At 63.3% G+C, this 22,532-nt stretch carries 25 protein-coding genes; 10 read left to right on the top strand and 15 right to left on the bottom strand.

Features of this window, described 5'->3' with window-relative positions:
* Positions 1–17: 17 nt before the first annotated feature.
* On the bottom strand, positions 18–1,424 hold the full coding sequence (gene nifN, locus GGR36_RS05325) for a nitrogenase iron-molybdenum cofactor biosynthesis protein NifN (protein WP_183632659.1): 1,407 nt from the start codon (positions 1,422–1,424) through the stop codon (positions 18–20).
* Position 1,425: 1 nt separating this feature from the next.
* Entirely contained in the window at positions 1,426–2,829 is a 1,404-nt protein-coding gene (nifE, locus tag GGR36_RS05320) for a nitrogenase iron-molybdenum cofactor biosynthesis protein NifE (protein ID WP_183632657.1), read from the bottom strand.
* Positions 2,830–3,041: 212 nt separating this feature from the next.
* Here nifE and GGR36_RS05315 point away from each other — a divergent pair, with 212 nt between their 5' ends.
* The 4 genes from GGR36_RS05315 (at position 3,042) to modC (ending at position 6,188) form a co-directional block, all read left to right on the top strand.
* Entirely contained in the window at positions 3,042–3,575 is a 534-nt protein-coding gene (locus GGR36_RS05315; RefSeq protein ID WP_183632654.1) for a nitrogen fixation protein NifQ, read from the top strand.
* A gap of 81 nt (positions 3,576–3,656) precedes the next feature.
* Positions 3,657–4,400, top strand: coding sequence for a molybdate ABC transporter substrate-binding protein (modA, locus tag GGR36_RS05310; RefSeq protein ID WP_183634907.1), 744 nt, complete (start codon positions 3,657–3,659; stop codon positions 4,398–4,400).
* Positions 4,401–4,414: 14 nt separating this feature from the next.
* On the top strand, positions 4,415–5,095 hold the full coding sequence (gene modB / locus GGR36_RS05305) for a molybdate ABC transporter permease subunit (RefSeq protein ID WP_183632653.1): 681 nt from the start codon (positions 4,415–4,417) through the stop codon (positions 5,093–5,095).
* 1 nt (position 5,096) lies between these two features.
* Positions 5,097–6,188: a molybdenum ABC transporter ATP-binding protein gene (gene modC, locus GGR36_RS05300; protein WP_183632645.1), complete on the top strand. Its 1,092-nt coding sequence runs from the start codon at positions 5,097–5,099 to the stop codon at positions 6,186–6,188.
* A 379-nt stretch (positions 6,189–6,567) separates the two neighbouring features.
* Here the strand turns inward: modC and GGR36_RS05295 are convergent, their stop codons facing one another.
* The 9 genes from GGR36_RS05295 to nifH all read right to left on the bottom strand — a co-directional run bounded on the left by GGR36_RS05295 (position 6,568) and on the right by nifH (position 13,231).
* Entirely contained in the window at positions 6,568–7,167 is a 600-nt protein-coding gene (locus GGR36_RS05295; protein WP_183632643.1) for an NAD(P)H-dependent oxidoreductase, read from the bottom strand.
* Between the two features lie 16 nt (positions 7,168–7,183).
* On the bottom strand, positions 7,184–7,498 hold the full coding sequence (cowN, locus tag GGR36_RS05290) for a N(2)-fixation sustaining protein CowN (protein WP_172202853.1): 315 nt from the start codon (positions 7,496–7,498) through the stop codon (positions 7,184–7,186).
* Positions 7,488–7,763 (bottom strand): DUF6129 family protein, encoded by a 276-nt coding sequence (locus tag GGR36_RS05285; protein WP_183632641.1) that lies wholly within the window; start codon positions 7,761–7,763, stop codon positions 7,488–7,490. Before GGR36_RS05285 ends, cowN begins: the two co-directional genes overlap by 11 nt.
* Positions 7,760–8,461 carry a dinitrogenase iron-molybdenum cofactor biosynthesis protein gene (locus GGR36_RS05280; RefSeq protein WP_183632639.1) on the bottom strand — a complete coding sequence of 234 codons (702 nt, stop codon included), beginning with the start codon at positions 8,459–8,461 and terminating at the stop codon, positions 7,760–7,762. The genes GGR36_RS05285 and GGR36_RS05280 overlap by 4 nt, the downstream gene beginning before the upstream one ends.
* 75 nt (positions 8,462–8,536) lie before the next feature.
* Complete coding sequence (locus GGR36_RS05275) at positions 8,537–8,734, bottom strand: 4Fe-4S binding protein (RefSeq protein ID WP_172202850.1); 198 nt, start codon at positions 8,732–8,734, stop codon at positions 8,537–8,539.
* Positions 8,735–8,748: 14 nt separating this feature from the next.
* Positions 8,749–8,973: a putative nitrogen fixation protein NifT gene (gene nifT, locus GGR36_RS05270; protein WP_172202849.1), complete on the bottom strand. Its 225-nt coding sequence runs from the start codon at positions 8,971–8,973 to the stop codon at positions 8,749–8,751.
* An 82-nt stretch (positions 8,974–9,055) separates the two neighbouring features.
* Positions 9,056–10,624, bottom strand: coding sequence for a nitrogenase molybdenum-iron protein subunit beta (nifK, locus tag GGR36_RS05265; protein ID WP_183632637.1), 1,569 nt, complete (start codon positions 10,622–10,624; stop codon positions 9,056–9,058).
* Positions 10,625–10,800: 176 nt separating this feature from the next.
* Positions 10,801–12,276 (bottom strand): nitrogenase molybdenum-iron protein alpha chain, encoded by a 1,476-nt coding sequence (gene nifD, locus GGR36_RS05260; RefSeq protein WP_183632634.1) that lies wholly within the window; start codon positions 12,274–12,276, stop codon positions 10,801–10,803.
* Between the two features lie 73 nt (positions 12,277–12,349).
* The gene (gene nifH / locus GGR36_RS05255) at positions 12,350–13,231 is read right to left on the bottom strand and encodes a nitrogenase iron protein (RefSeq protein ID WP_172202846.1); all 882 of its coding nucleotides are present in this window, start codon (positions 13,229–13,231) and stop codon (positions 12,350–12,352) included.
* Between the two features lie 153 nt (positions 13,232–13,384).
* On the opposite strand from nifH, the gene GGR36_RS05250 reads away from it, so the two are divergent.
* Positions 13,385–14,323 carry an NAD(+)--dinitrogen-reductase ADP-D-ribosyltransferase gene (locus GGR36_RS05250; RefSeq protein WP_207064301.1) on the top strand — a complete coding sequence of 313 codons (939 nt, stop codon included), beginning with the start codon at positions 13,385–13,387 and terminating at the stop codon, positions 14,321–14,323.
* A 60-nt stretch (positions 14,324–14,383) separates the two neighbouring features.
* Here GGR36_RS05250 and GGR36_RS05245 read toward each other — a convergent pair whose 3' ends face one another.
* From GGR36_RS05245 to GGR36_RS05235, 3 genes are read right to left on the bottom strand one after another with little or no spacing between them, the layout of a single operon-like run.
* A complete protein-coding gene (locus GGR36_RS05245; protein WP_183632632.1) occupies positions 14,384–15,190 on the bottom strand; it encodes a class II glutamine amidotransferase in 807 nt (268 codons plus the stop codon).
* Between the two features lie 6 nt (positions 15,191–15,196).
* Positions 15,197–15,499 (bottom strand): hypothetical protein, encoded by a 303-nt coding sequence (locus GGR36_RS05240; RefSeq protein WP_183632630.1) that lies wholly within the window; start codon positions 15,497–15,499, stop codon positions 15,197–15,199.
* Positions 15,500–15,504: 5 nt separating this feature from the next.
* Positions 15,505–15,798: a DUF2325 domain-containing protein gene (locus GGR36_RS05235; protein WP_183632628.1), complete on the bottom strand. Its 294-nt coding sequence runs from the start codon at positions 15,796–15,798 to the stop codon at positions 15,505–15,507.
* A 298-nt stretch (positions 15,799–16,096) separates the two neighbouring features.
* Between GGR36_RS05235 and cysT the strand changes: the two genes are divergently transcribed.
* From cysT to cysK, 5 genes are all read left to right on the top strand, one after another.
* Positions 16,097–16,927: a sulfate ABC transporter permease subunit CysT gene (gene cysT / locus GGR36_RS05230; RefSeq protein ID WP_183632626.1), complete on the top strand. Its 831-nt coding sequence runs from the start codon at positions 16,097–16,099 to the stop codon at positions 16,925–16,927.
* An 82-nt stretch (positions 16,928–17,009) separates the two neighbouring features.
* The gene (cysW, locus tag GGR36_RS05225) at positions 17,010–17,900 is read left to right on the top strand and encodes a sulfate ABC transporter permease subunit CysW (RefSeq protein ID WP_183632624.1); all 891 of its coding nucleotides are present in this window, start codon (positions 17,010–17,012) and stop codon (positions 17,898–17,900) included.
* 5 nt (positions 17,901–17,905) lie between these two features.
* Positions 17,906–19,009, top strand: coding sequence for a sulfate/molybdate ABC transporter ATP-binding protein (locus GGR36_RS05220; protein ID WP_183632622.1), 1,104 nt, complete (start codon positions 17,906–17,908; stop codon positions 19,007–19,009).
* Complete coding sequence (locus GGR36_RS05215) at positions 19,006–19,944, top strand: CysB family HTH-type transcriptional regulator (protein WP_183632620.1); 939 nt, start codon at positions 19,006–19,008, stop codon at positions 19,942–19,944. The genes GGR36_RS05220 and GGR36_RS05215 overlap by 4 nt, the downstream gene beginning before the upstream one ends.
* A 93-nt stretch (positions 19,945–20,037) precedes the next feature.
* Positions 20,038–21,012 (top strand): cysteine synthase A, encoded by a 975-nt coding sequence (cysK, locus tag GGR36_RS05210; RefSeq protein WP_183632619.1) that lies wholly within the window; start codon positions 20,038–20,040, stop codon positions 21,010–21,012.
* Positions 21,013–21,069: 57 nt separating this feature from the next.
* Here the strand turns inward: cysK and GGR36_RS05205 are convergent, their stop codons facing one another.
* Positions 21,070–22,335, bottom strand: coding sequence for a nitronate monooxygenase (locus tag GGR36_RS05205; protein WP_183632617.1), 1,266 nt, complete (start codon positions 22,333–22,335; stop codon positions 21,070–21,072).
* Between the last annotated feature and the right edge of the window lie 197 nt (positions 22,336–22,532).

Below are 22,532 nucleotides of genomic sequence, written 5' to 3'. Positions count from 1 at the left end.
GCGTGCCCGGCTCGGGGTCAGTGGCGGACCACGCCAGCGCGACTTTGCGAAGGGAGAGGGTGGTCTTCGCGGTCGCGGGGTCCGCCTGACCAAAAAACGGATCGGTAGGCCGGAATGTCATGGTGTTGCTCCAGGACGAGGTTGGCGATGTCGAACAGGGCTTGCCGCGCTGCGCGGTAGCCCACCCAGGGGCGGGCAAAGCCGCCCAGCCGGTCGTATTGCGGGAAGCCTGCGCGTAGCAGCGGAATACCGAGTCGCCCGGCGCACGGTGCAAGGTGCGCGCTACCAACCAGCAACTGGGCATGCTGGCTTTGTGCTCCCTGTTCAAGATCCTGCAGGTCGCCAATCTGGACGGTGGCGCAGCGCAGGCGCACGAGGGATTCGGCGCGCACCGGGGCAACGGCTGTTACGACCTCACAGCCATTGCTGGTCAAGAATTCCGTCATGCCCGCAAGCAGGTCGGGCTCCCCTGCAATGCCCACGCGGAGGAAGCCGGTCATGAAGTGACTGTCGACCATGGCATCCTGCAGTTGGGCACGTTGTCGCTCGATCCGTGCCGGGACCGTGATGCCGGAGATCTCCGCCAGCGTTTGCGTGAAACGGTCGCAGGCATCGAGCCCCATCAGGTGGTCGAATCGGAAGTCGGGCACTTCGGTGCGCAGATGCAATTCGTCGGCCGCGCGCTTGAGCGAATCGCCGATGACCAGCGTGGCGACGGAGTCGCCCATTGCGGCAATTTCTTCACGTGGCGTACCGCCGAGCGTCAGCGGTGAGTGCTCGGCTTCGATCAGGTGGCCGTCGAGTGAATCGCCAAGGTCCGGCAGCACCACGGCGCGCAGCCCGAACGCTTCGCACCAATCGCGGATCACCTCGATGTCGCCCGGCGTCAGCGCGGCCGACGCGAGCACGTTCACCTGACGGCGCCGGCGGCCCGCATGGCGGGTGTGCGGCACCAGCGTCTGGATGATCGCCTCGACCGCCAGCGCGAAACCGCTTTCCAGACTACCGATGTAGTCGGGCGTGTTCACCGGCACGATGGCCACCTGTGCGTACTGCGGGTGGCTGGCGCGGAACTCGCGCACCAGGCGGTGGATGTCGCTGCCCTGGGTTTCGGCGATGCCGGTCGTGGGCAGGCCGATCACATCCGGGTGGCTCTTCTCGCACAACGTCTTGAGGCCTTCGATGACGTTCTCGTCGGCGCTCATCACCGTGGCGATCTGGTCCATCGCCGTGGTCTGCAGCGGAATGCTCTCGCGGAAGTGGCGCACCAGAAACACCTTGCCGAAGGCGGTGCAGCCCTGTGACCCGTGCATCATCGGAATCGCCCGTTGCAAGCCGAGGAAAGCGAGGCTCGCACCGAGCGTGGAGCTTGTCTTCAGCGGATCGACCGAGAGCGGCTTGCTGCGTTTGATCACTTCGGCCATGTCAGGCTCCCACCGGCGTGCCGGCCAGCTTGCTGCGCGCCCATGGGGCTGGGCGGCGCACCGCATCCCAAACCGGGCTTTCGATGCTCAGCGCCAGCTGGCGCGCGAGTTCGAGCATGCCGCGGTATCCGGCATAACCGAATTCGCGTTCCTGGTTGATGTCGAGGAAGGGGATGCGCGCCTTCAGCGCGGTGTAAAGGTTGCGTCCGCCCGCGATGAGGATGTCGGCGCGCAGGTCCTTGTAGGCGGTGAGCAGCGCCTTGGGGCTGCCGTCGTCGATCATCACCGCGTCCTCGCCCATCAAGTCGCGAATGCGTGCCTTGTCTTCGGCGGTGGATTTCTTCGTGCCAGTGGCCACCACCTGCATCCCCAGGTCTTGCAAAGCAGAGACGATGGACCAGGACTTCACGCCGCCGGTGTAGAGCAGTACCCGTTTGCCTTGCAGGCGCGCGCGCCACGGGTCGAGTGCTGCGTTGATCCACGCCTCCTCGCGTGCGATCAGCGCCTCGGTACGCGCGTTCAGATCCGCGTCTCGCAGCAGGCCGGCAAAGGCGCGCAGCGCCTCCGAGGTGTCAGCGACACCGTAGAAGCTGCCCTCGAAGTACGGCACGCCCCAGCGCTTCTCGAGCTTGCGCGCCACGTTCAAGAGGGCTTTCGCGCACACCACCATGCTGGCTTCGGCACGATGCAGCGTCTGCACCTCGCGGTAGCGGGCGTCGCCCGACAAGGTGCCGATGATGCGCAGCCCGAGTTCGTCGAACAGCGGCGCGACATTCCAGAACTCGCCGGCGATGTTGTATTCGCCGATCAGGCTCACGTCGTGTACCCGCTGGCCCGGCACCCACGCCACCGAAACCGGCTCAGGCTCGCGCGTGCCGATCACATGATCGAGCATGGTCTCGCCGGCGATGCGGTTGCCGAGGTTCTTGCTGCCGTAGAAACCCGCCGCATCGACAGGCACCACCGGCACGCCCCAGCGCGCTTCTGCCGCTTTGCAGACCGCGGAGAGATCGTCACCGGTGAGCGCCGTGACGCAGGTGGCGTAGACAAAAACGGCCGCGGGCGCCTGCTCGTCGATCGCCTGCTTGATTGCGTGAAACAGCTTCTTCTCGCCGCGCCCCATGATCACGTCCTGCTCGCTGAGGTCGGTGGTCATGCCTGTGCGATAGAGCACCGGGCCGCTGGATCGTGTGCCGCGGTTGTCCCAGGAATTGCCCGCGCAGCCGATCGGCCCGTGCACGATGTGGGCGACGTCGGCAATCGGCAGCAGCGCGATCTGCGCGCCGTCGAAGCTGCAGCCACCGGCCGTTGCACCCGGCTTGGGGCGCGCGCAGCCGCTCTTCTCGCCGGCGTTGTGGGCGCAGGCGGGCTCATTCTGCAGGGCGGTGATCTCGGAAGCTTTCACGGTAGATGCCTGTCTGGATCGTGCAGCCTCACCTGCAAGCGCTGTGCCCGCGCCGCAAACGCCCGGTAGCGCAAGGTTTTCGGCGCCTGCCACTGGTGACGAATGCGACAAATTGTCGGCATTTGCACAGTGCGCTCCGCCCAAACGACGGCCCGCCGTGCTGGTGCGGCGATGGTCTGATCCTTGCTGAAGAGGGGGCAAAGGAGTTCGCGATGAATGCACCCGAACCAAGCCTTTCACATCTCGCCGAAGTCGTTCCGCCCCTCGAGCAGATCGTCGTCGCCTGCGCGATCGCCCAGAGTCAGCGCATCGGTGCGCAGCCGTTGATTCGGGGCCTCGACGATGCCGCTTTTGCTGCGCTTTGCGCCCGTTGCCTGCCCGGTGTGCCGCTGACAAATGGTCGCAGCGCGAGTGCCCCTTTCGATGAGTTCGACGAGCTGTTTGCGTTGCTGTGCGAACACGCCTCACCGCGCGACGAACTTTCGGTGTGGATCGCGGCGGCAATCGCGACTGCCGCGCAACGTGACGAACACCTTTGGCAGGACATGGGTTTGCCATCGCGTCGCGAGCTGTCGGCAATCCTCAATCTGCGTTTTCCGAGCCTGGCGGCACTCAACGATCGCGACATGAAGTGGAAGAAATTCTTCTACCGTCAGCTGTGCCTGCGCGCCGAGGTACCCATCTGCAAGTCGCCCAATTGCGCCGATTGCAGCGACCTTGCCGTGTGTTTCGGGCCCGAAGACTGATCCTTTCCGCTGTCTTCGCTATGATTGGCCACGTCCAGCGCCTTGGCCCGGCGCCAGAACGACAGGAGAGCAATACCGGTGATCAGATCGATTGTGGTGCTGTGCGCCGTATTTGGGGTTTGTTCGCGCTCGTGGGCGGACGAAGTGGCTGTCGCCGTTGCGGCCAATTTTTCGGCGCCGATGCGCCAGATCGCCGACGAGTTCGAGCGCGCCAGCGGCCACCATGTGCGTCTGTCTCCCGGCGCCACCGGGGCACTGTATGCGCAGATCAAGAACGGCGCCCCGTTCGACCTGCTGCTCGCGGCCGACGACGAGACACCCGCGCGCCTGGAGCGGGAAGGCAACGCGGTGGCCGCCACGCGCTATACCTACGCGATCGGCAAGTTGGTTCTCTGGAGTGCCAAGCCCGGTGTGGTGGACGACAAGGGGGGCGTACTGCGGCAGGGAAACTTCGAGCGGCTTGCGATCGCGAACCCCAAGACTGCGCCTTACGGTGAGGCCGCGACCGAGGCGCTGACCCGCCTCGGTCTCCACGCCGGATTGCAGGCGAAGCTGGTGCAGGGCAACAGCATCGCGCAGGCCTACCAGTTTGTCGCGAGCGGCAACGCCGAACTGGGCCTGCTCGCGCTGTCGCAAGTCTGGAAAGACGGCGCATTGGTAAGCGGCTCGGCCTGGATCGTGCCGGAGTCTCTCTACGCGCCAATCCGGCAGGATGCCGTCCTGCTTGCTCGTGGCGCTGACAAGCCGGCTGCGTTGGCCCTGCTTCAGTACCTGAAGGGCGACAAAGCGAGGGCGGTCATCAGGGCCTACGGGTATGGGCTTTGACCATTGCGGCGCCCATGACTGCGCTTGAATCCCAGGATTGGTCGGCGATCTGGCTGACCATCAAGCTTGCTGCAACGGTGACGCTGCTGCTGTTGCTGCTCGGGACCCCGATTGCGTGGTGGCTTGCGCATACACGATCGCGCTGGCGCAGCGTGGCGAGTGCGCTGGTCGCCATGCCTATCGTGTTGCCACCCACGGTGTTGGGTTTCTACCTGTTGCTGTTGATGGGACCCGACGGGCCGGTGGGGCGAGCAACGCAAGCGCTGGGCATCGGCCTGCTGCCATTCACGTTTGGTGGGCTCGTCGTCGCTTCCACGTTCTATTCGCTGCCATTCGTCGTGCAGCCGATCCAGAACGCCATGGAGGCCATCGGCCCGCGCCCGCTTGAAGTGGCCGCCACCTTGCGTGCCTCGCCGTGGGATGCGTTCTGGTCGGTCGTGGTGCCGCTTGCGCGACCAGGTTTTCTCGCCGGCGCTATCCTCGGCTTCGCCCATACCGTGGGCGAATTCGGTGTCGTGTTGATGATCGGCGGCAACATCCCGGGTGTGACACGCGTGGTGTCTGTGCAGATCTTCGACCATGTGGAAGCGCTCGAATATGCCCGCGCGCACTGGCTCGCTGCTGGCATGGTGGGCTTCTCGTTCATCGTGCTGCTGCTCCTCTACACCCTCAATCCGCAGGCTCGGCGCAGCTGATATGGCCACTGGCGAACAGCGGATACGCCTGCGCTTGCAGCATCGATACCCCGGTTTCGAACTCGAAGCGGATCTCGCGCTGCCCGGGCGCGGCGTAACGGTGCTATTTGGCCATTCCGGATCGGGGAAGACCACACTGTTGCGCTGCGTCGCAGGGTTGGAGCGCGCGGCCAGCGCGTACCTGTCGGTCAATGGCGAAGTCTGGCAAGACACAGAACGGTCTCACTTCTTGCCGACCTGGCGTCGTCCGATCGGTTTCGTATTCCAGGAAGCAAGCCTGTTCCCGCATCTCGATGTGCGCGGAAACCTCGCCTACGGTAGCAAGCGCACCGCGGCGACGGGTGGCGTGCTGACATTGCCAAAGGTCGCCGCCTTGCTGGGTATTGAGCATCTATTGGGCCGCGCCACCGATCGGTTGTCCGGGGGCGAGCGGCAGCGCGTCGCGATCGCGCGGGCCCTGCTTACGCAACCCCGTCTGCTGTTGATGGACGAACCGCTCTCTGCCTTGGACGCGGCACGCAAGCAGGAGATCCTGCCCTACCTCGAACGGCTGCACGACGAGCTTGAGATCCCGTTGCTCTACGTGACGCACCAGGTCGAGGAGGCCGCGCGCCTGGCAGACCATCTGGTGCTGCTCGAACAGGGCAAGGTGCTGGCTAGTGCGCCGCTGGACGAAGCGCTGTCACGGCTCGATCTGCCGCTCGCGCGGGAGCACGAAGCCGGGGTTGTAATCAGCGCTGAGGTCGTGGGCCACGATGAGCAATGGCATCTCACTCAACTGCGCTTTTCCGGTGGCGACATTGCGGTTTCGCAACGCCCGCTGAACGTGGGGCGATCGGTGCGCGTCCGTATCCTCGCCCGTGATGTCAGCATCGCATTGAGCGGGGATAACGCATCGAGCATCCAGAACCGATTCGCCTGCACTATTCGCGATATCGTTCCGGCTGACGATCCGTCGCAGTGTCTGGTCGGACTCGTCGCATCCGGCGTTCCTCTGTTCGCAAGGCTTACCCGGCGTGCTGTCAGTCAGTTAGGCCTAACGCCAGGCCTCGCGGTGTGGGCCCAGATCAAGGCCGTGGCACTGCTTGAGTGAGCGGCCGGCCGGCCGCGATGCGACCTCGGGGCTTGGCGACCGCACTGCATGGAACGAAGCGGCTCGGCCTAGCCGCCCACCGTGTCATGCCCGTTCTTCGCGCCGCATCCACAGGCATGCGGCTCGCCACCGGCGCCGCGCCCTCCGCATCCAGCGTTGTTACGAGTGGCCGACTTTTCGTGCCCGCCACAACACGCCTTTTCCGTGGCGGGCCTCCCGATCAGTCGCTTGAATGCTGCGCCAAGACCATGTGCTGCCTTGCACGGGATGCCGTGCGTAATTCGGCAGACGGTTTCGTGAAGTGATGAGGATGCGGGGTTGGGCTTGGGATCACACATGGCAGGCCTTGTTTGGGGTGTTGAGGATTTGCTCGGGCGGCTTACTCGGCGCTTGGAAATAGCGCCAGCGCTTGTCGCGCGCACTGAGTCAGCCATGCGCTGCGGCATTCATCTGAACTGCCGATCACCGGTTCGAAGTTGATGCGCTCGACCTTGTCGATGCCGCAGAAACCCCAAACACAGCGCTTCCACAAGTTGTCGAGCGGATCGCCGTAGCGTTCGAGCTCCGCTTCGCGGGGGGTGTTTGAGGTCGTGACAACCAATGCGGCGCGGGCCTTGAGTTGGCCGATAACGACGCCTTCGCCACGGTCGTTGGTACCGAAGCAGTAGGCCTCGCCCGGCCTGAGGACGCGGTCGAGCCAGCCTTTCAGAATGGCCGGCGGCTGGCCCCACCAGTTTGGGTGTACGACGACGATGCCGTCGGCCGCGAGGACCGCATCCGCGTGCTCGCGAATCAGTGGTGGCGCCACGTTGCCGCGCAGCAACTCGTCCTCGGTGAAATTGGGGTCGAAGCGCTCGGCGCAGAGGTCGCGCAGCGTAACGGTGTGGCCGACTGCGGCCAGCTCACTCGCGATGCGTTGTGCGATGCCGTGGTTGAAGCTGCCCAAATGTGGATGGGCGAGAACGATCAGGATATTCATCGGTCGCGATCCTGCGTCAGCAACACTCGATTTCGATCTGGTCGAGCAAGGCGAGCGCCGTCTCGTCGTCGTGCATCTCGAGTTGCTCCCGCAGAATGTTCAGGTGCGCATGGATCAGGAACAGCGGGTCATGCTTGGGGCCGCTTTCCGCCGCGAGCTTGCGAGCGAACAATTGCCAGAATCCGTTGGTGCGAGCGGGATCATCGATGTAAGGCCGCAGCAGGGCGACGAGCCGCTGCGCTTGGCCGCTACAGTCGAGGCCGACGAAGCTGCAGTATCGGTCGCGTGTCGGGCTGTCGGCCTGAGGCGTGCTTGCCAGTTCAGTCTTCATCGTCGGTCAGGGCAATCGCGAGGCCGCTGGCGGTATCCGTATTGCTGGTCAGTGCCGCGCAGTGCCCCGCGGTGTTGATGCCGTAGAGCGCAAACCCTTCGCCCCGCGCGAGCGGTTGCAGGCGGGAGGGAATGTCGTTGTCGCTGCAAAGCGTGAACGGCATGCCAGGGAAGGCTTCGCGTAACGCGGTATCCACGCCCGCCTGGCGTGCCTTGCCGTGAGCCAGCGCGCCGCACACCTGTTTGAGAAAGTCCGCGGTGATCATGCGTCTTCGTCCGCTCTGGCGAAGCGTTCGAGCGACGGCGGGGTGACCCCCATCACGCGGGCCAACCATGGCGGCGGACTCGCGAGGGAGGCTTGAAGGCGAACCGCACTGTCGCGTGCAGGGCCGGGCAGGGGGATCTTCACCGGATGCACGTTGGCGCGGATCACCTTGGCTGCCGCAGGGCCTCCGATCGATTGGACGTAGAGCACATCGCAATCAGCGATGAGGGCTGAGCGGGCGACGTTCTTATCCTCGGCATGATCGGCTTCGAGCGTTGAGCGCACGTCAACCAGGCGCAAATCGTCGGCTGAAACCTGGTAGATGAGGAAGCGCTCGCAGGAACCGAAATGTCCATCCAGCATTTCGCCGTTGTTCGAGGCGCATGCAAGCCGAACTGAGCGCGGCATGTCGCCATCGTTATAGGCATCTGTCCGCGGCAGTTCGCTGCCCGTCACGCCTTCGCCCCAAAGCAGTCGCACCGCTTTCTTGAGATCTTCCTTTTCGGCGACACAGATGCCACCGTCTCCGTCCATCGCCTCGCGCAAGAGCTCCACCGAACAGCCGGCGAGCTTCGTTTCCGATAACGGCAGATCGAGCTTCTCTGCAAGGGCCAGCGTCAGTTCGCGCGGGCTGACTTCCAGTGCCCTTGCGGCAAGGCCAATACGCAGCGCGGCTTCACGCGTGATCGATGTGTTCATGGCGAGCTCCGGACTTCCGAAACGAGGGCAACTGCGGCGGTGTTTGCAATTGCTGCACGACACCGCCGCCGCGGGTCACATGTAGACGATGCAAGCGTCGCCCGAGGCGCAGGTGGCCTGGCAGCGCGGGCCTTCGTCGTGGTCTTCGCATTCGTTACAGGTGTCGGCTTTGATCTTGACGATGCCGCCCTTGTCGAAGATCGAGTTGGTCGGGCAGACCTTGATGCAGTCGCCACAGCTGCTGCATTCGGCGACGATGATTTTCATTGCCATGATGGTTCTCCTTGCTATTCGACGCCGTCCACCCGACGGGCTCGCACCGAGATGGGCAGCCGTGCAGGGGCCGGGATCGGATCGATGAAGTAGACGCCCCCGTTACCGAGCCGGATTTCGCCACCCCACTTCTCAGGGGTGTCGAATTCGATCGAGGTGATTCGGTCCTCGATGTCGCGCTTGGGCAGGTAGAACGACAACCCACCATCTGGGGCCTTGCGTACCATGATGTTGGCCATGTCTTGGCTCCGGGTTCGTCGAGTCGGCGTGCCGTCGCGGAGCAAAACCGCGATCGGCACGCCGTGCTCGGCTGTGCTGGGTTCAGCGAACGATGTCGAAGTTGTAGTCGGTGTCGTTCATGAACTTGGTCTTCTCGTCCAGCCGCTCCAGTACTGCATTGGTCAGCGTGGTGACGAGGTACATGCCGCCCTCGTAACCCAGCGTGGTCATGCGGTGCAGGTGGTGGCGATCGAAGATCGGGAAGCCCAGGCGGATCAGCGGCACTTCGAACTCCGGCCCCTTGTAGAGCGTGTCGCGCTGGATCGTCTTGCCGTAGGTGCTGCCAACGATGAAGTCCGGCTTGTCGGTGAAGCACAGGCTGCGCATGTGCCACAGGTCGCAGCCCGGATACAGCTTGGCGTGCACACCGTAGGGCGAGGATTCGAGCAGCTTCTTCATCGCCTTTTCCCAACGCTTGTTGCTGTTGTTGCAGACGATGTGGGTCGGCTCGATGCCCAGTTCCAGCATCACCTTGGTGAGCCCCAGCAGGAAGTCGGGGTCGCCGAACAGCGCCATCTTCTTGCCGTGCAACCAGGCGTGCGAGTCGGTCATCATGTCGACCAGGCGACCGCGCTCCTTGAGCAGCGATTCGGGGATCGGCTTGCCGGTGACTTCGGAGACCTTCATCAGGAATTCGTCAGTCCACTCGACACCCATCGGGATGTTGAGCTTCGGCACTTCGTGGTTCCAGGTCGACTCGATGAACTTCTTGCTCTTCTCGAGCGAAGTCGGTTGCAGCATCAGTGTGGTGATCGCGTTCGGTGCGTCCTTCACCTCGTCGATCGTCGTGCCGCCGGCGTACATCTGATATTCGCCGTTGGCAGGGGTGTCGAGCACCTCTTCGGGATCACACAGGTAGGTGAAGTCGACATCCATCTCCTTGAGCATCCGCTTGATGACGCGGTAGTTGCCCAGGTAGGTCTCGAAGCCCGGAACGATGTTGATCTTCTTGTTGCTGCCAACCACCTTGCCGTCCATCGTCGCTTGCGTGAAGTAGCTGACGATGCCTTCGAACATGTTGTCCCAGCCGGTGATGTGTGAGCCGACGAAGGAGGGGGTGTTCGCGTAAGGGATCGGGAAGTCCTTCTCGACGTGGCCTTCCTTGCGCGCGTTGCCGATGAAGGCGCCGAGGTCGTCGCCGATGACTTCCGCGATACAGGTGGTGCACACCGCGATCATCTTCGCGTCGTACAGTTTGGTCGCGTTCTGCAGGCCTTCGTGCACATTCTTCTGGCCACCGAACACCGCCGCGTCTTCCGTCATCGAGTCGGCGATAAAGGCAATCGGTTCCTTGAAATGGCGGTTGAAGTAGGTGCGGAAGTAGGCCACACAGCCTTGCGAGCCGTGGATGTAGACCATGGTCTTCTCGAAGCCCATGCCGCACAGGGCGCCGCCGAGCGGCTGGCAGACCTTGGCCGGGTTGATCGTCAGCGCTTCGCGCTTGAAATTGAGATCCTGGTATTCCTGGGTGGTCGTCCAGGCAAAGGTCTCGGCGATCTTCTCTTTCGAGACGGTCTCTTCAAAGGTCTCGCGCTTGTTCTTGATGAGCTCGCGATAATCCGGCTCGTTGAAGAGCGGGAAACACGGTTTCGTATCTTCGACGGTTTGCATCTTGCATCTCCTTGCCCGGCCAACTAGCTGTGGACGCGGGCGAAGCTTGATCGGCCGTGTGGCGTTAGCCACACGTGCTCACACGGACTTTCCTTGGGGCGGGCGGCTACGCGCTGCAGACCGGAATCCGGGGCAGGGGAGCCCCCCGGATTCCGCAGTACGGCAAGCGCGTAGGCTCAGGCGGCCTTGAGATCGTCGGCGCTGGTTTCTTCCTTGAGCCAAGGCGCCTTGAGCATTCCCCAGCAGGGGTTATTCACGGTCATGTCCATATCGCGGGCAAAGACCGCGAAACCATCGAAACCGTGATAGGGGCCGGAGTAGTCCCACGAGTGCAGCTGGCGGAAAGGCACGCCCATCTTGTGGAAGGCGTACTTCTCCTTGATGCCGGAGCCGATCAGATCGGGCTTGAGCTTGCGGACGAACTCTTCGAACTCGTAGCCGGTCACGTCGTCGTAGATGAGCGTGGCGTCCTTCATCTCTTTCATCGTGCGGTCGTAGTCATCGTTGTGCGCGAACTCGTAACCGGCGCCGATCACCTCCATGCCCAGGTCTTCATAGGCACCGATGGTGTGGCGCGGACGCAGGCCGCCGACGTACAGCATCACCTTCTTGCCCTGGAGGCGCGGCTTGTACTTCGCGATGATCGCGTTCATCGCCGGCGTGTACTTGGCGATGACGCGCTCGGCGCCTTCCTTGATCGTGTCGTCAAAGTGCGAAGCGATGTCGCGCAGACTCTCGGCGATCTTGCTCGGGCCGAAGAAGTTGTATTCGAGCCAGGGGATCGCGTACTTCTCTTCCATGTGCCGCGCGATGTAGTTCATCGAGCGGTAGCAGTGGAGCAGGTTCAGCTTCACCTTCGGCGTGTTTTCCATTTCCGCCAGGGTGCCGTCACCCGACCACTGGGCGACGACCCGCAGGCCCATCTCTTCAAGCAGGATGCGCGAGGCCCATGCGTCGCCGCCGATGTTGTAGTCACCCAGGATCGCAACGTCGTAAGGCGTGCTCTCGAACGCCTGATCGTCGCGGTTAGAGATGATCCAGTCCCGCACCGCGTCGTTCGCAATGTGGTGCCCCAGCGATTGCGATACACCGCGGAAACCTTCGCAGCGCACCGGGATGATCGTCTTGCCGATCTCGGCCGCCTTCTTCTTCGACACTGCCTCGATGTCGTCACCGATCAGGCCGACCGGGCATTCGGACTGCACCGAGATGCCCTTCGACAGCGGGAAGAGGCCCTCGAGTTCATCGATCAGCTTGGCGAGTTTCTTGTCGCCGCCGAAGACGATGTCCTTCTCCTGGAAGTCGGAGGTGAAGTTGATGTCGCAGAAGGCATCCACGCCCGAGGTGCCGGCGTAGTAGTTGCGGCGGCCGCCGCGCGAGTAGGCGCCACAGCCCACCGGGCCGTGCGAGATGTCGATGATGTCCTTGATCGGGCCCCAGACCACACCTTTCGAGCCAGCGTAGGCGCAGCCGCGCTGCGTCATCACGCCCGGCACCGACTTTCGGTTCGACGTGATGCACTTCTTCGATTGCTCGATGGTCTTGTCGTTCACCATCAAGTGTTTGGCGCGGTCCTTCTTGGCCTTCTCGGGGTAGACCTCAAGCACCTCTTCAATGAGGGCCTGGGCCGCTTCTCGGGTCAGTTCAGTCATTACGTTCTCCCTGCGCCGGCCCCTAGCCGGACACGGCGCACTGGTTCAATCGCTGGATCGTGAAGTGGCTGAATCAGACTGCGAGTTCGGCGGCAGTCTTGCCGACGATCTTCTCGTCTTCCACTTCCATGATCCCGAACTCCATCAGCAGTTCTTCCAGCTCTTCCATTTCGAGCGGATTGGGGATCACGAACTTCTTGTTCTCGACGATCTTGCGTGCGAGTTCGCGGTACTCGTCGGCCTGCTTGGCGGTCGGGTCGTATTCGATGACCGTCATGCGGCGGATCTCTGCGTGCTGCACAACGTTGTCGCGCGGCACGAAATGGATCATCTGGGTGCCGATCTTCTCGGCCAGCGCGATGATCAGTTCGTCTTCGCGGTCGGTCTTGCGGCTGTTGCAGATCAGGCCTGCAAGGCGAACGCCGCCCGAGTTGGCGTACTTCACGATGCCCTTCGAGATGTTGTTGGCGGCGTACATCGCCATCATCTCGCCCGACACGACAATGTAGATTTCCTGCGCCTTGCCTTCGCGGATCGGCATCGCGAAACCGCCACACACCACGTCGCCCAGAACGTCGTAGAACACGAAGTCGAGGTCGTCGGAGTAAGCACCTTCTTCTTCGAGGAAGTTGATCGCGGTGATCACGCCACGGCCGGCACAACCGACGCCCGGTTCCGGGCCACCGGACTCGGCGCATTTGATGCCCTTGAAGCCGATCTGCAGCACGTCTTCCAGTTCGAGGTCTTCGACAGACCCGGCGTCAGCGGCCAGTTGCATCACGGTGTTCTGCATCTTGGCGTGCAGGATCAGGCGGGTGGAGTCGGCTTTCGGATCACAGCCGACGATCATCACCTTCTTGCCGGCCTCGGCCAGAGCGGCGACGAGGTTCTGCGTGGTGGTCGACTTGCCGATGCCGCCCTTGCCGTAAATCGCGCATTGACGAAGCTTTGCCATGGTGCTTCTCCTTGAGGGAAACGTTTTTCGGGTCAGGCACATGAGTTGCGTGAAATCGGGCAATCACCGCACTGACGTCTCGCACTCAAAATCGCAATGCGCGTGCCAGACCCGTCGAAATAGATTCAAGCGTTTGAAAAACAAGGAGAAAACGTGGTTGACGGTGCTACGAATGGCAGTGCGGCATGCGACAAAGCGCTGGCACTGTGTAGGGATGGCGACAAGGCTTGCGACAATCCGACGCTGCCGCCCTGGGCGCGCCTATCGATCAACCGCTGCAATCTGCCAGCGGTAATCCTGGGGAGCTACACCTATCAGCAGCATCCCTCTGCACTGGTGCTCGACGGCGTGCTGGAGTTGCACCGCGACTTCTTTGCGCTGCTCGATGCAGAACCCGCAGAGGATGTTCGCCTGCAGCTTTTCTACGACTACATGAGCGTGAGTTTCAGGCTCGATGCGCTGGAAGACGCAGGCTATTCGCAAGGCGTATCGAAGCGGCGCGGCAGGCTCAATTACCTGAAGCTGATCCGCGGCTGGCACTTCAACTCCGACAGCGTTGAGGGCGCTGTGCTCAAGGCGTGGGTCGAGTCCCGCTTCGGACTTTTGCCGCGTCATCATCGCGCGCCGATTCGCGATTTCTCCGGCGAACCTTATCGCCTGTACCTGGAACAGCGCGCAACCGGGCTGTACAACACCAATGCGCTCGAGGCGCAGTTGGACCTCGTCTACACCTGGACGCAGTACGAACTCAAACGGCGCTTTCCGGATACGAGCCATTTCACGCTATTCCGCGGCCTCAATCGCTGGGAAGCACATGAGATTCTTGGTGAGCACGACGGCCAGTCGCTCGTGCTGCTCAACAACGTCAATTCCTTCACCTTCCAGCGCGAACGCGCCGAGGAGTTCGGCGATAGCGTGATCCAGACCGCAGTGCCGATTCCCCGCATTTTCTGTGTCGCACGCCTCATGGCTGCGCGCCTGCAGGGCGAGGACGAGGTGCTGGCGATCGGCGGTGTTTACGGCGTGGGTGATTCGGGGGTGCCAGTCCGCCAGTCAGTTGCGGATCGAACGGGGGCACGCAAACGGTCATGAGCGCCGATTGCCAACGCGCCCAATCCAATTGCGACGGCCAGCCCGCAACGGCTCGTGGCCTCACGCGTAGATCAGCGGACGTGTTTCCAGGGCAGTGCGGATGTTCCTTTCGGCACCGCGCTCGAACACTTTCAATTCACCCGGCGCAAACGCCTGCCAGTTTTCGCCACGCGTCAGGGGCTGGGTCGCGATCACGCTGATGCGGTCGTCCAGATGGTTGTGCCGCGCCAGATCAATCTGTTGTGCGCAGTCGATCAGTTCCACCTGCGCGAAGGGGTAGCGGCGCTCGACATGGAATAGCTGCGTCGCGCAGCGGGCATAGAGCCGGTTGCCGTCGCTCAGCAGGAAGTTGAAGCTGCCATGCTGCGCGAGCCGGTCCGCCGCGGCGCTTATCGCAGCATCCAGCACATCGTCGGGTGGTCGACGCAGACCAAAGTGATCGACCAATTGGTTCAGCAGCAGGCAGAACGCGCGCTCGCTATCGGTCTCGCCTATCGGCTGGAAAAGTCCGTGGGACCAAGGCAGCGCTGAGCCTAGATCGCCGTTGTGCGCAAACAACCAGCTACGCCCCCACAGCTCGCGGCGGAAGGGGTGACAGTTGCGCTCGGCAATACCGCCACGCGTGGCCTTGCGTACATGCACGATGAAGTTGCGCGAACGGATCTGCTGCTCGCGGATGCGAAGTGCGAGCCCTGAATGTGCCGCCGCGCGGGCTTCGCGCAGCATGCGGGCATGCTCGCCCTGGTAGTAGCCGATGCCCCAGCCGTCGGCATGCTGATCGGTTTCGCCGCCGCGCAGCAGGAAGCCCTGAAGCGCGAAGGCCGCGGAGACGGGTTTGCGCGCACTTACTCCGAGCAACTGGCACATGCTGGGTCAGCCCTTGCGCGGTTCAATCACGCTGTAACCATGCCGTTCAAGCAGCGCGATCGCCTGGGCGATGCGCTGAGCGCGCCGCCGCTCGCGCTGCGAGTGGCAGTCGTCGTGTTGCCAGTGCCCCACGGCCTGGCCGGCTTCGAGCAACCACTGCCGGATGCCGGCGATGCTCTTCGGGCCCAGGCCCTGTGTATGGCGGATCACGTGGTAGTCGAGCTGGGCCACCTCCAGCGGCGTGAAGCTGTGCTTGCCCAGGGCCGCACGGATGGCGTTGATCTGTCGGGTCGTGAGTGCGGCACTCATGGGTTTCAGGCAGCTTGCGCCAGCTGCATTCGACGCAGCTCGGCGTCGAGCTGGGTGCGTGAGCGCTGACAGAACACGATCGGCACGCCCTGCGCCTGGGCGCCCGTGCGGATGCGGCTGGCCATCATGTGGTTGATCTGGTCAACCACTACCACCACCAGGCGGGTGCTGGGCGGCAGGCGGTGGTGCAGGTCGCCCGGCTTGCGCCCGCTCCAGTGGCGCACATCGGGGTAACCCGCGGCCGCGAGGCTGCGGGCCAGCGGGGCGACCCGGTCGCCGCCGACGATGAGTGCAGTCATCTTGCTTCTCCGGCGATTGAGGTGACATCAATCTACGGCGCTCGCCTTGGCCGCCCAACCAAGGAATTCTGAAGTGCTTATGCGCGATGGCCGCATTGCCGTGGGCATGGCCATCCGCTCGAATCCGCCTGAGCGCTTACGCGCGAATCTGCATATGGAATTGAGTTTTTATTGTTTAGCCTTCCAAGGCTGCACCCATAGACTCGGTGCTCCCCGATACGGAGCGTCCGTTCATGAAGATCCGATACGAGCGCGCAGCAAGCGCGCCATCTGCAGCTGAACAGCCGTGGAGCCGGCCATGAGTGCCGCCCGCCGCGTGCTGCCCGGCTTTGGCCTGTCGCTGGGCTACACCTTGTTCTACCTGTCGGTGATCGTGCTGATCCCGCTCTTTGCGGTGTTTGCCAAATCGGCCACGCTCACGCTCACCCAGTTCTGGGAAGCGACCACCGCGCCCCGCGTGCTCGCTTCGTATCGGCTGACCTTCGGCGCCTCGCTGCTGGCGGCCACGATCAACACCATTTTCGGATTCCTGCTCGCCTGGGCGCTGGTGCGCTATCGCTTCCCCGGCAAGCGCATCGTCGATGCGCTGGTCGATCTTCCCTTCGCGCTGCCGACCGCGGTGGCGGGTATCGCGCTCGCAACGATCTATTCGCCCAAGGGCTGGGTCGGTGCCTTGCTGGCGCCCTACGACATCAAGATCGCCTACACCCCCTTGGGTGTGCTGCTGGCACTCACCTTCATCGGTTTGCCCTTCGTCGTGCGCACCGTGCAACCGGTGCTGGAAGACCTGGAGACCGAGATCGAAGAGGCGGCCACTTCGCTGGGCGCACAGCGCTGGCAGGTGTTCCGCAAGGTGCTGCTGCCGTTGCTGCTGCCGGCACTCCTGACCGGTTTCGCGCTGGCCTTTGCGCGCGCGGTGGGTGAATACGGCTCGGTGATCTTCATCGCCGGCAACATTCCGCTGGTCTCCGAGATCACGCCGCTGATGATCATCACCAAGCTTGAGCAGTACGACTATGCCGGGGCCACTGCGATCGCCGCGGTGATGCTGGTGGTGTCGTTTGCGCTGCTGTTCCTGATCAACAACCTGCACGCCTGGAGCGCGCGCCGCATCGGGAGGAGTGCTTGATGTACCCCCACGCACGCTTACGCGCGCTGCCCCCCGAGGGGGCGCCCACCTCCCTTGGGGCGGCCCGGCGGGAGGTGAGCTGATGAGCACGGTCACACTCAATCTGCACGCTGCACCGCGGCACTATGAGGACAACCCGGCAACGCGCGAGTCCGCCTGGGTGAAGTGGACGATCATCGCCGTCTCGCTGCTGTTCTTCTCGCTCTTCCTGCTGCTGCCCTTGGCCACCGTGTTCGTCGAGGGGCTCAAGAAAGGCTGGGATGCTTATCTGGCCGCACTGGTGGAGCCCGATGCGCTATCGGCCGTAACGCTCACTTTGCTCGCGGCCGCGATTGCGGTGCCCCTGAACCTGGTGTTCGGCGTCGCCGCCGCATGGGCGATCGCGCGCTTCGAGTTCCGCGGCAAGCAGTTCCTGATCACGCTGATCGACCTGCCGTTCTCGGTGTCGCCGGTGATCGCAGGCCTGATCTACGTGCTGATCTTCAGCACCCATGGCTGGTTCGGCACCTGGTTTGCCGATCACAACATCAAGATCATCTTCGCGGTGCCGGGCATCGTGCTCGCGACCATCTTCGTTACCTTCCCGTTCGTCGCGCGCGAACTGATTCCGCTGATGCAGGCGCAGGGCAGGGAAGAGGAGGAGGCCGCGATCGTGCTTGGCGCATCGGGCTGGCAGACCTTCTGGCATGTCACGCTGCCCAACATCAAGTGGGGCCTGATCTACGGCGTGGTGCTGTGCAACGCCCGCGCGATGGGCGAGTTCGGCGCGGTGTCGGTGGTGTCGGGCCATATCCGTGGCTACACCAACACGCTGCCGCTGCATATCGAGATTCTCTACAACGAGTACCAGCTCTCCGCGGCCTTCGCGGTGGCATCCCTGCTTGCGATGCTGGCGCTGGTCACCCTCGTCATCAAATCCTGGGTTGAATGGCAAGCCGCACGGGCGGCGAGCGACGACCTGCGTCCGGAGTAAGTGCAATGAGCATCCAGGTTGAAGGCATCCAGAAACGCTTCGGCAACTTCGTTGCGCTCGACGATGTGTCGCTTGAATTCCCGACCGGCGAACTGGTCGCGCTGCTGGGCCCGTCCGGTTGTGGCAAGACCACGCTGCTGCGCGTGATCGCAGGGCTGGAATCGGCCGACGCGGGCCGCGTGCTGCTCGAAGGCGAAGACGCTTCCGACACCCATGTGCGCGAGCGCAACGTCGGCTTCGTATTCCAGCACTACGCGCTGTTCCGGCACATGACGGTGTTCAACAACGTGGCCTTCGGGCTGCGCGTGAAGCCGCGCAAGGAACGCCCGAGCGAAGCGGTGATCGCGAAGAAGGTGAAGCAGTTGCTCGAACTCGTGCAGCTTGACTGGCTCGCCGATCGCTTTCCGTCGCAGCTCTCTGGCGGCCAGCGCCAGCGCATCGCGCTGGCCCGTGCGCTGGCGGTCGAGCCGCGCGTGCTGCTGCTCGACGAACCCTTCGGCGCGCTCGACGCCAAGGTGCGCAAGGAACTGCGCCGCTGGCTGCGCCGCCTGCACGACGAGATCCACGTCACCAGCATCTTCGTGACGCATGATCAGGAAGAGGCGCTGGAAGTGGCCGACCGTGTGGTGCTGATGAATCACGGCAAGGTCGAGCAGGTCGGCACGCCCGACGAGGTCTACGATGCGCCGAAGACGCCGTTCGTGTACGGCTTCCTCGGTGCGGTAAATCTCTTCCACGGCCGCGTCGACGGCAGTCATGTCTCGTTGGGTGGCCATGCGCATCCGCATGGCAGCAGCGAGCTTCCGCATGGCGAGGAGGTCGTTGCCTTCGCGCGTCCGCATGAACTCGATATTCTTGTTGGGGAAGGGCACACGCAAGGCATCGGTGCCACCGTCACACGTATCCTCGGCTTTGGCGCCAACGCGCGGATCGAATTGCAGGGCGAAGCACAGCCCGGTGTGCCGGAGCAGGTCGAGGTGGAACTCTCGCGCACACGGGTGCGCGAACTGGGCCTGATCGAAGGATCCCGCGTGCGTGTCGTACCCTCTCAGCTGGCTGTCTTCTCGCGCCCCGCAGCGGGCGCACTTGCTACCGGAACTGCATCATGAACTTTCAGCAACTTCGCATCATCCGCGAGGCGGTGCGCCAGAACTTCAACCTGACCGAGGTGGCCAGTGCGTTGTTCACCTCGCAGTCTGGCGTCAGCAAACACATCAAGGATCTGGAAGACGAACTCGGCGTCGAGCTCTTCATCCGCCGTGGCAAGCGCCTTCTCGGGCTGACCGAACCGGGCAAGGAACTGGTCGAGATCGTTGAACGGATGCTGCTCGATGCGCGCAACATCAAGCGCCTGGCGCAGCAATTCAGCCAGCGCGACGAGGGCAAACTGGTGATCGCGACGACTCACACCCAGGCGCGCTACGTGCTGCCGCCGGTGGTGACGCGCTTCAAGCAGGCCTTTCCGAAAGTGCATCTGGAACTGCACCAGGGCAGCCCGGCGGAAATCGTGGCGCTGCTGCAAGCGGGCGATGCCGACATCGGCATCGCGACCGAGGCGCTCGATGGCGCCCCGGATATCGCCAGCTTCGAATACCACCGTTGGCATCACGCTGTGATCGTGCAGCAGGGCCATCCGCTCACCGCGGTGACGCCGGTAACGCTCGAGGCGGTGGCGGACTACCCGATCATCACCTATCACGAGGGATACACCGGTCGTGCGCGTATCGACCAGACCTTTGCCAGTCAGGGCTTGGCGCCGGACATCGTGATGTCGGCGCTCGATTCCGATGTGATCAAGACCTATGTCGAACTCGGACTTGGCATCGGTATCGTCGCATCGGTGGCGTTCAATCCCGAACGCGACACCTCGCTTTGCAAGCTCGATTCGGCAGCGCTGTTTGCAGAGAACGTGACGCGCATTGCGATCCGCCGCGGCCACTACCTGCGCGGCTACGCTTATCGCTTCATCGAATTCTGCTCGCCGCGACTTGAAGAGGCGGTGGTGCGACAATCGATCAACCCCGAGCGCGATAGCGACGAGTGATCGGGCAGCCCCTGCCGATGCAGGATGCGTCGAATGGCTGCGACTCGCACTAAACTTGCGCCTCTCTCCAACCCCCTTCGACAGGAGTCAGACATGTCCAACTGGTTTGCCGACAATTCCTTGTCCATCGGCCGCACGCCGCTGGTCAGACTCAACCGGGTACTCGACGGCGCCCAAGCTACCGTGCTCGCGAAAATCGAAGGGCGCAATCCGGCTTACTCGGTGAAATGCCGCATCGGCGCTGCCCTGATCTGGGATGCCGAGAAGCGCGGCTTGCTCGGGCCGGGTAAGGAACTGGTGGAGCCCACCAGCGGCAATACCGGCATCGCGCTGGCCTTCGTTGCCGCCGCGCGCGGCATTCCGCTGACGCTGACGATGCCGGAGACGATGAGCATCGAACGGCGCAAGCTGCTCCTCGCCTACGGCGCAAAGCTCGTCCTCACCGAAGGCGCAAAGGGCATGAGCGGTGCGATCGCCAAGGCCGAGGAAATCGCCGCATCCGATTCGAAGTATGTGCTGTTGCAACAGTTCAAGAATCCGGCCAACCCGGCGATTCACGAAGCGACGACCGGCCCCGAAATCTGGGAAGACACCGATGGCGCGATCGACATCTTCGTCGGCGGTGTGGGTACCGGCGGCACGATTACCGGTGTGACGCGCTACATCAAGAACACCAAAGGCAAGGCGATCCAATCGGTGGCGGTGGAGCCGACGGCGAGCCCGGTGCTGACGCAGACGCGCAACGGCGAGGCGCCCAAGCCGGGGCCGCACAAGATTCAAGGCATCGGGGCCGGGTTCGTGCCGCAGGTGCTCGATCTGTCCCTGATCGATGCGATCGAGCAGGTCAGCAATCAAGAGGCGGTGGAATACGCGCGACGCTTGGCGAAGGAGGAGGGTATCCTCGCTGGTATTTCGTGCGGCGCGGCGACTGCAGTAGCCGTGAGGCTCGCGAAGAAGCCGGAAAATGCCGGCAAGACGATCGTCGTCGTGTTGCCGGATTCGGGCGAACGTTACCTCAGCTCGATCCTCTTCGACGGCATGTTCGACGCCTCGGGCATGCCGCTCTGAACGGGCGTAACCGATTCGAGCAAGGGGCAGGCGTCAGCCTGCCCTTTTTCGTTCAACTCAAACCGCTGCAACGAGCCGGTTCGGCAGCGCGATCTTGCCGTCGGTGCTGAACTGGTAGTCGCGGAACACGTGTTCGGCTGACAGGGCCTGATAGGAACCGTCCGGCAGGCGGTGGGTCGTGTCCTTGAGGCGATAGACGTAGTGGCCGCAGGTCCAGCAGTCGAAGTTATGCATCTGGGTGCACAGGCAGGTCTTGTCCATCACCTTGACCTTGCGCGCATCCGGATTGGCGGCAACTTCGCGATTGTAGGAGTTGATGTAGGCGCAGTTGCCGGAACCGTCGAGCAGGTACCCATAGGCTTCGCAGTTCGGCCGGATGCCATCGCCGATCGCCGGGCTGCTCTTGAGCATGCGCATCGGATAGCCGGTCGGCGAGACACCGTTCACCTCGACGTCTGCTTCGTCGGCAGTGAAGTAGTGCTGCCGGACTTTCTCCGGCAAGCCGCATTCGGTGGTGACCGTGAAGCGCGTTGCCACCTGTACGGCGGCGGCGCCGTTCTCAAGAAAGCCCACTGCGTCGGTGCCGGTGAAGATACCGCCGGCCGCGATGACCGGGATGTCGAGTTCTTCCGCCTTCAACCAGGCAACGATCTCGGCGACGATGGTCGCGAGGTCGAAGTTCTGCCATTCGTTGAGGCCAAAACCAAGGTGCCCGCCCGCCAGCGGACCTTCGACCACGATGTAGTCGGGCGCGCGATTGAGTCGTGCGTTCTTGCGCAGGAAAAGCTGTAGCGCGCGCAGCGACGAGACGATGATGCCGAGCTTGGCGTCGCGGAAGCGCGGGTGATCTTCGATCAGCGCGAACGAGCCCAGGTGCAGGCCGGCCGACAGCGTGATGCCGTCGATCCCGGCATCCAGCGCCGAGGCAAGGCGCACGCGCAGCGTATCGCGCGCGGCGTTCATCGTCAGCTTCTCCATGCAGTTGATGAAGATCATGCCGTCGCCGCGCTTGGCGTCCATCGTCGAACCGACATGCAGGCGGGTGGCCTCGGCCAACTGCGCGAGGTTGAACTGGACCGCCGACTTGTCCGAATTGGCGACGTTGTACTTGTAGAACTGCAGTTTGTCGCGGGTGAACTTGGTGTTGAAACGACGGTCCGAGACCGTCTGCACCATCGCGTCGGAAATGTGGCCCACGCCGCCGAGCCGCGCCGCTTCGAGCGCAAGTTCGGCCGAGGAAATGTCGACGCCCATGCCACCGATCATGATGGGCACCAGTTCGCGCGTGCCGAACTTGAGGCGGAAATCATCTACACACTTCATGAGCATCTCTCTGTGGCGCCATGCCTGCAGCGCGGTAATCCCGCACCTGGAATGGTCTGGGTTCTGGATCTTGCGCCGGCAGTGGAAGGGTGATCAAAGGGCGGCGTTGGGAGGGCGCCGGAATCGTTCTTTTCCCGCCTCGCGGCGCAGGGCCCGTCATTGTAGGGCCTTAATCTGAAGCGGGTGCCTTGACGGCC

This window comes from Niveibacterium umoris (genome assembly GCF_014197015.1).
In the GTDB taxonomy this organism is placed as follows: domain Bacteria; phylum Pseudomonadota; class Gammaproteobacteria; order Burkholderiales; family Rhodocyclaceae; genus Niveibacterium; species Niveibacterium umoris.
Note: the sequence above shows the minus strand (reverse complement) of the source record. Positions and strands in the feature narration are given on the sequence as shown.